The sequence below is a fragment of the Sphingomonas sp. genome, assembly GCF_003248515.1.
Taxonomy (GTDB): domain Bacteria; phylum Pseudomonadota; class Alphaproteobacteria; order Sphingomonadales; family Sphingomonadaceae; genus Sphingomonas_I.
On the sequence record NZ_QFOB01000028.1, the window covers coordinates 1 to 8,351 of the forward strand.

Genomic DNA, 8,351 nt, shown 5'->3' on the forward strand with positions numbered 1-8,351 from the left:
TCCATGGGGCGCTGACCTTCGGGTCCAGGCTCAACGCCGAACCGCTGCAAAACTGCAAACGTCTCAAAATTTCCGTTTAAAAGCGAACCCAACATCAGACTTTGCCCGTCTTCATTCTCGACGCTGGGATCGTGCCCCATCAGCAGCATTTCTGCTACAGCCTGGGGGTTTGTCATCCCATGCATGTGGCGGGCTTCAAAGATATCAGGGTGTTCAGTGACTAGCCTCAATTCAAGCGGCGCAAGTTGCGTGAGATTATTGGAAGCGAATTCTTCTCTCCGCCGCGCTTCTTCCAGTTGTTCCTCTGGCATCGTCATTCGACTAGCAAAATCATGGACAGAAAAAAACTGAGAAGCGTCAGCAGCTTCCTCTTTCATGCCATACAGAACGTCGCCCAACAGATGTTCCGTGGGAAGTCCACCCTTGTCTAAGGCACGGTTGATTTTATCGACCGAATGGCACAACTCGGTGACGGTTAATTCGTCGTAATTTTCCGTGTTGTCGATGTTTTCAACACGACACAGCAAATTCGGATCCCCGCCCTTGCTTAAAACTGTGTTGAAGCCGTAATAGCCATCCACCTTTTCATCAAACGCTGCCAAACCACATATGGAGCCGACGTACCTCAAATTTTTTTCGGGGTACTCCCAGGTGATTTCCGCGTTCGGGTCATGGCGGTCGAAGTAGTCGCCAATGCTCGATGAATTCTTTTTGGTGAGCAAATCGTAAACTTCTGCGTCACTGTACTTTCGATTAACCCACTGGCTGTACTCTTCAACGGCACGGGTAATCACTTCCACCTTGTCGGCCGACGCATCAGTGAATGGATCGAAGGAAAGTTGAATGTAATCATTTTCGTCCGGATCCTGCACGTTGGGATCATACAGTTGATGCAAACCTGGCTTCTCAATGCGGTCAACCTTTGCACCACTGTCAATGATCGCCTGGACATGACTTGCGTCTGTTTTATCTGAGTAGATTGCGTATTGAAGTGCGTTGCCAGCAAAATCAATTCCATCGCTTAGCTCGACAAGAAAAGTGTCGTTCACATTGTGACTTAAATGTGTTTCCTTGAAGTATTCCCTCAGTTCCTCGGGTGTCGCTGTATCGATAAAGGCAACAAATTCATCGTTGTTAAATATAGTTCGCTCGTTCATTAAACCCCCTACTTGATTGATATTTCACCAATCAAACAGAAGCTGGGAATTTGTCAATGGGTGATGGCGCCTAAAATCCAATTCTTGAAATAAAGAAAGCCCGCTTATGCGGGCCTCCCTGTTACATCTTTCGCCGCATGATGGATTGTTGTTGTGACTCACCCAACTCGTTCAGTAAGTTCTTCTTGGTGATTACGCTCTCCATCAGCATTAAAGCTTCAGGGCGATCGTCCCAAAGCCAAGTGAAACCCACTTCGGTTGGAAGCTTGTTTTCTCCGTTCCTAACAGTCGGATCTACCCCTGCGTCCAACAGGTTTCTAATACCTTCAATGCCCTCATAAGCATTACAAAGCATCATCGTTACATGGAGCGCTGTATTGCCATCCGCGTCCTGCGAATTTAAATCAATGCCGAGGTCTTTCATGATTTTAATGCCTTCGACAGACGCATGCTTTGCAATAAAGGACGCTTTTCCGTTCGAGATTGTCATTGAGGCCCCTGCGTCAACAAGCCGCTTCACGTTTTGAATGTCCCTTACAAAACTAATCGCCGCGTCACCGTTATGATCTTGCACATTGAAATTGAACCCTGAAAGAGCCAGTTCATTGATTATTGCTGAACTTGCATCATTGTTCTTTAAGTGTGAGAAGTGCCTTGGCTCTATCAAGTCTGAGTAATTGTCCGCAATGAAAGCGGCGTCAGCTCCACGACCAAATAACCATTGAATATAAGTCCCATTGTGATGAAATAACTCCTTGATTTTCTCACGTCCCCACATAGCGTCAATTTCACTGGCTTTAAGCAAATCATGCATCGTTCTAGTTTTCATTCCCCCCTCCTCCGTAGTTTGACCTTACATCAATTAAACAGATGACTCCCTTTTGTCAATGAAATATCTATTCCGGATTGAAAGATAGAAAAAAGGCCCGCTTGAGCGGGCCTTAGATCAACAAGATTTTTCTCACAACTTTCGCCGCATGATAGGTTGTTGTTGCGACTCACCCAATTCTTCCATCAATTTTCTCTTTGTGACCGCGCTTTCCAACAGCAATACAGCTTCACGGCGATATTCACCCGGGAAAGCCACTTGAGAAGGAAGCTTGCCATCAGTATTCCGAACAGTTGGATCAGCTCCGGCGTCCAACAGATTTCTAATACCATCCAATCTGTTGCCATTTATCGCCAAGATATGAAGGGCGGTAAAATCACCATAACTATCTTTAGAATTCAAATCAACGCCAAGTTCTTTCATGATTTCAACACCCTCAGCAGATGAATTTCTCTCAATAAACCCTGCATCGCATTGATCCAAGAACGTTTCACCATCATTGTTCGGAATACGCACCGAAGCTCCCGCATCAACAAGACGTTTCACAACACCAATGTCCTGCACCATGCTGAGCGCGGTGTCACCGCTCACATCCTGAACATTGAAGTCGTAACCCGTAAGTGCCAGTTCATCTATGATTGCTGCACTTGCATCGTCGTTCTTTAAGTAGAAGAAATGCCTGGGCTTTATCAAGTCAGAATAATTTTCTGCAATGAATGCTCCATCCGCCCCGTCTCGGAACAAAGTGAGGATGTGCGACTCTTTTGCCCTGGCACCATTTTTGACCAACAGTTCGATGCGATCTGCACCATTAGCAAGGTCTACCAATTCCTTGTCACCATCTAAGAACCCGTCGCCATAGTAATCACTCTTGCGAACTGGCGCGTTCACGTCTGCACCCAGTTCAATCAAATCCCTCATCACATCAAGAACCATCTCTCTATCGTTATTGTTGATACTTTTGGACGCCACATAAGCAAGTGGGGTCAATAGAGTTTGGCTCGTACCTCCACTCACATAGAACGTCTCATTCACATCGTGTGTCTGAAAATATTCCTTGATTTCTCCACGATCCAAAACAGCTTCCCATTCATCGGTTTTAAGCAGTTCATTCAACTTCAAATTTGTCATGGATACCCCCTTGCATATGTTCAAGATGACTTTAATCAAACAGAAGATTGAATTTTGTCAAGACAAAAAAGAAAGCCCGCTTGCGCGGGCCTTTTTTCAACACGTTCCTCCATTACATTCGGCGCGTCATGGATTGTCTGCTGGGAACGCATTCTTCAATGGCCTGTTGTAAAACGCCGCGCTGCTCAGCCGCACGCTGATCTGCTTCCAGATACATGTTCATAGTACCGACGGCTTGGCTGTAGCTCTGACCACCGAACATTCGATCCTCAACACGTGCAGCGTTCATAACATCGACAGATTGTCCGTCTTCATCTTTAATGGTTGGGTCTGCACCATTCCGAACTAGCAGCTCCTGGCACTTTCCACAGTCTGTGTGGTGCAGTGGCGTCAACCCATAGGCGCCTTGACGATTGATATCAGCGCCTGCATCAATCAACAAGCTCACTACTTCAATGTCGTTGATATGCGCAGCAATGTGCAGTGGCGTTTCGCCATCCGCGTCCTGGGTGTTGACATCCGCACCGGCCGCAATGAGTTCTCGCACAATATTACGAGACTCATACCAAATCGAAGCTGACAATAAAGAAACGCCATGGGCGTTCAGCACATTAAGATCAAGACCTTCCCCGATCATCTTTTGGATAGCCCCCACATCATCTTGCTTGATTGCCAGGTCAAGACAATGCTCCAAAATATTGAAGCTGTTTGAAGTAATTGTTTCATCACCACTCATTACGAACCCCCTATTTGATTGATATTTCACCAATCAAACAGAGGGCTCAAAATTGTCAAGCATGAATATCATTTTTTTGTGTATTTTGGTGTTACATGCGCCGCTTGAGTGGTGCAGGCTCATCTTCCAGCCCCACTGCTTCGGCCAGCAATTTCCGCTGATGTTCCGCCACAATGCTGGGAGCCCGCTCAATCAGATCACGCCAGACAGTTTTACGATTCACGTGAACCATGTATTCATCGGGCGTCTTTTTCCCGTATTCAGGGCTTTTAATAGTTGGATCGACGCCAAACTGAACAAGCATTTCCTGCATTCGGCGCGACTTTGCGCAATACAGCAATGCGCTATCAACAGATAAGCCCAGTCGCACCATTCGTTTAAGTAACACTCTCGTGTATTCGTACGAGTCAAATTCAACAGTCGTCTCTTGAATTCCGCCCCATGCTCCAAGCTGGTTTGGGTAAGAGAATTCGACCAATTCTTTGAACAGATCATACTCATTAAATCTGTATGCAACAATCAGCGGATGTCGATCCAACCACTGTCCATCCTTGTCTCGCAAGTCAAACCTGAGTCGGTATTCCTTGAAAATATAACGAGCAATTGCGGCTTTTCCGTCGTAGATCAACATGGACAAAAGAGGATAGCCATTTCCCATCACCATGTTGACATCTGCCCCCTTACTTACAAGCAACTTCGCCATAGCCGCTGAATTGGCACACAGAAGCGGACATTTCACGGTGTCATGCACTTGACTGGGATTGGCTCCCCCTGCCAATAGAGTCCTGGCAATAGCAATTTTGTCGTTTCTCACTGCCACACACAGCGGCGTGTACCCGTCTCCATCAACTGCACTGTGGTCAGCTCCTGCGTCAAGCAGCAACTGCACAAGTTCAATTCGTTCATCCTGCACTGCCGAATGAAGGGGACTTGCATGCTTGGCTTCGTATTCCGTCAGTTCCCACGAACGGCTAACCCCAATGCTGGGATCCGCACCGTGCTCAATCAGCACTTTTGCAAAATCGTACGCGCCATCTTTGATGCACTCGTGCAACAAAGTTGTGTTTTTGTGCCCCTGGTCTGTGACGCTGCCCCCCAAGTGATAGTTGATGTTGACGCAGACTGAAACGATCTTTGTGAAGTCCTCAAGGCTTTTACGCAGATATGCTTCCCGCGCGCAGTACACACCCATCGATATCCGCTCACTTTCCGTCGAGCATTGCTCCATTGTCTTAAGGCTATTCTTCAAATCTAAAGACTGTTCTTCCTCAACACTGTCAGGAGTCGTTATCTCCATGTGCTTCGCTTTTCTTCGGGCGATATAGGAACCTATCTGAGAAACACCCTCACAGATACATGCCCCGACGATAATCATCAATGCAACAATCACTATCCAATTTTCCATAAAACCCCCTTTCTGGTTGCGATATATCCACCCAACCACGGAAGCCAATATTGTCAATACCTTTTGTTGTACTTTGCAGTAACAAGCCCCAAGCCACTTTAAGAGTGGGATACAATCCAAATAAAAAAGCCCGCTTTCGCGGGCTTGTTTTTACACACTTCGATTCACTGACGATTACGTTCAATATCAATTACGTACAAATCGACTGATGCCATCCTTGCCTATAAAGAAAATTTGACTGATAGATGCCATGTACACATCATCGTCAGCATAGATGTGCCCCGCCCCGGCATCACAGTTGAGAATGATGGCAGCGTTGCGTCCGGTGACAACGCGGCCACTGGTGGCAACAGACCAGTCTTGATTTCCACTGAGTCGCATTGCATAGCGCACGCGGATATAGGCGTTTACGGCGTCCAGCTGCCCGCCTTTAAATCCAATTTTTGCGACTGACAGCGCCAGCTCCAAGGCTTGTGGCAGCTGCTCGTTGGCTATTCCATCGATCACAGCCAAATTGTTTGCAACAACACCAAGTTGATCGTGACCAATATTATTGATTAGATCCAACAGGCGCGGAAAATCTTGGCATTTACTCTTCGGCTCGCCTTCCTGGGTGATTTCTTTAACAGTTCGCGTGCGTGCGTCAACGTAATGGATCGAAAGTGGAACGTAGTCCAAATCGAACGTCAGACGCTCATCTTCTTCCAGTGGCTCGTCTCCAAAGAAAACAACATGATTGCTCATTGCAAACGAATGGATGATGCCTTCCGGGGACTTAGAAGCGGCCACATTTGAGAATGGATTTGAGTCATCTACCACTCGTCCATTTTGTTTGTAAAGCAAATCCCGTCCAGCGCAGATGGCAGCAATAGCACAGCGTCGAAGATCGTTCGGATCTATGTCAACGTGACGACTTTGATAGATACCCTTTACAACAGCTTCTAGCAACTTATCGTCTGACTCAGCGAACACTGACCCAGCTTGAATTCGCGCCTCTCTTATTGTGTTCGGACGTCTGTATGAGTCTGCGCTGGCTTTCATGCGCTCCATAAAAGAAAACGCACGATCATCATTGCCATCTTCCGTGTTTTGCAGTTGCTTTTTGAACTCTGAAAACTTGGAAATTAGCTCTTCTGCCATCGATGGCGCATCGTCCGTATACTCAGATGGGGCACCATGCTCTTCATTCCATTTTTCCAGATAGTCCTCGTACGACTTGTACAGGCAAACTGAAAAATCCTCATATGAAATGACGGCGTACCTCCCTTTCTTCGGTATATCGACTTCAATTTCAGCTAGTTCAGAGTGACGCATCGTGAACGCCACAATGTTTCCATTTTCCGGGTCAACCATCCCAATGATACCCGCGTTTTGATTGAGTACCGGCCGCCCATTATCGGAGTTCGCCCACGACAAGAAGATATTTCTCGATTTGCAAATAAGCCACACATATCGCTCAACGAAATTCTCACGCAAAAGAACATCATCTTGTGTTAGCTCGCCTGAATCGATCATCTGAGATACAGTTTGCATATCTCGACGCGCACTGCTGCCGCCATTCTCGATATATTCCTTAAACTGATTGGCAATATCATCGATGGTCATCATGCCACACCTCCCCCTTACGAATTATTTTCAATTTTAGAATTGCACCCTTGCTTGCGACATACGCACTTCAAGGGAGTGCAGTGGCTTCACTTGGACTTGCCACACATCGCCAGTTGTTAATTATAACTTTCAGCGTAGAATTCAATCCGCACTCACACCCACACAAGGAAATGACCGTGCAACCATAACTTTACAAGGAAAAATAATTATGGACCTATACTCAACTCTAATTCTCATCTCAGTAATGGCAATTTACGGACCCGTTGAAAATCTCAAAATCATACTTAAGATAGTCAAAGAAATCGGAAAAATCATTGGTTGATTGGAAAACTATCGGCACTGGCAAGCAGCCCAATGGACGCATTGGACTGTTGCTCTGATGACCTACAAAGCAGCTCGACAACCCAAAGTTAAAGTGCTGGATCTGCCTCATTCCGCGTCACGGCGAGAACTTCACCCGTCCGGCCATCCACAATGCCGACGGCAATCAGGTCACCCAGCACCACCGATTTCTCAATGGCAAAGCTCCCAGGGCTGTCCATCATAGCGGCATGAACATCGGTTCCTTGAGCCAGATATGGGCTTCGCAGCCTGTACTGGAACACCAACATTGCGTGTGGCTTTACGTCTCGCGCCTGGTTCGGATCCATGAGTACGGACATTGCCTTTGACCCATACGCGCTTTTGAAGCGGTGGTAAGGAAGCTTTCGGTGAAATGCGTCCATCTGCTCGCTGGTGAAGCCAACGGATGCTGCTTTTCCAGTGGCATGTAACCCATCCACGCTGACACCCAAAGCATTGGTCATCACTCGGTCGGAAACCACGCTGTCCCATTCATCGGAGACAACATCCCTCACAGTGATCCGCCCATGAGCCGTACGGAAAATGCGGGTGCCGGAGGCAGCTTCCACATTGGCCCACAAAACTTGGGCATCGGCGTCGTAGTCGAACAACTTTTGGTCGGCGATTGGCGATACACACAATTGCCCGCCCTGCACTTGTGCCGGGAGAGTTGCAAGAAATTGCTTTACGTTCGCTACGTGTTGCTCCGATGTCTGGAATTCATCCTTGGTCGGCGCCGCCTCCAGCAGTGCGGCAACTTCCAATGTGGGATGCGTCCCAACCACGGCCCCAACAGTCAACACGCATGGCGAAGCAAGCGGAGATACACTCGCCCAAAGATTGGCACACGCGGCCATTGCTGCAACACCGAAAATCCATTTCATGAAAAGCCCCTGTCGTGGTCGTTCGCGCCTGCCTACATCTGTAAGCCAGACATCATGAGGGTTGGTGCCACCTCATTGGGCAACCAGTATCTCACTCCAACGTGTCGTAAAGGAACGCGACAGATGCTCCTGCCGCATGGCCCATGCGGGGGTACTGTCCGGCGCTGCACTGGACGACGCGAAGGACACGCTGCCGCGCCCAAATTTGTGGTTGGCCGCGTCCAGTACCTTCATCAAGGCTTCGTTTTTGGGGTTGCGC

The 8,351-nt window shown here is 47.8% G+C and carries 8 protein-coding genes; all 8 read right to left on the bottom strand.

From position 1 onward, the window contains the following. A partial coding sequence (locus DI605_RS21310) for a hypothetical protein (RefSeq protein ID WP_293977778.1) occupies positions 1-1,157 on the bottom strand: 1,157 nt, incomplete at its 3' end. A gap of 121 nt (positions 1,158-1,278) precedes the next feature. Beyond that, positions 1,279-1,986, bottom strand: a complete 708-nt coding sequence (locus tag DI605_RS21315; protein WP_293977779.1) for a hypothetical protein — start codon at positions 1,984-1,986, stop codon at positions 1,279-1,281. Between the two features lie 132 nt (positions 1,987-2,118). After that, positions 2,119-3,117: a hypothetical protein gene (locus DI605_RS21320; protein ID WP_293977781.1), complete on the bottom strand. Its 999-nt coding sequence runs from the start codon at positions 3,115-3,117 to the stop codon at positions 2,119-2,121. A gap of 112 nt (positions 3,118-3,229) precedes the next feature. Continuing rightward, positions 3,230-3,853 (bottom strand): ankyrin repeat domain-containing protein, encoded by a 624-nt coding sequence (locus DI605_RS21325; protein WP_293977783.1) that lies wholly within the window; start codon positions 3,851-3,853, stop codon positions 3,230-3,232. 91 nt (positions 3,854-3,944) lie between these two features. Beyond that, positions 3,945-5,258 (bottom strand): ankyrin repeat domain-containing protein, encoded by a 1,314-nt coding sequence (locus DI605_RS21330; protein WP_293977785.1) that lies wholly within the window; start codon positions 5,256-5,258, stop codon positions 3,945-3,947. Between the two features lie 186 nt (positions 5,259-5,444). After that, positions 5,445-6,866: a hypothetical protein gene (locus DI605_RS21335; protein ID WP_293977787.1), complete on the bottom strand. Its 1,422-nt coding sequence runs from the start codon at positions 6,864-6,866 to the stop codon at positions 5,445-5,447. Between the two features lie 410 nt (positions 6,867-7,276). Further along, positions 7,277-8,092, bottom strand: a complete 816-nt coding sequence (locus tag DI605_RS21340; RefSeq protein ID WP_293977789.1) for a hypothetical protein — start codon at positions 8,090-8,092, stop codon at positions 7,277-7,279. Between the two features lie 72 nt (positions 8,093-8,164). Continuing rightward, positions 8,165-8,351: DUF4113 domain-containing protein (locus DI605_RS21345; RefSeq protein WP_293977791.1), on the bottom strand; the 187-nt coding region annotated here is incomplete at its 5' end.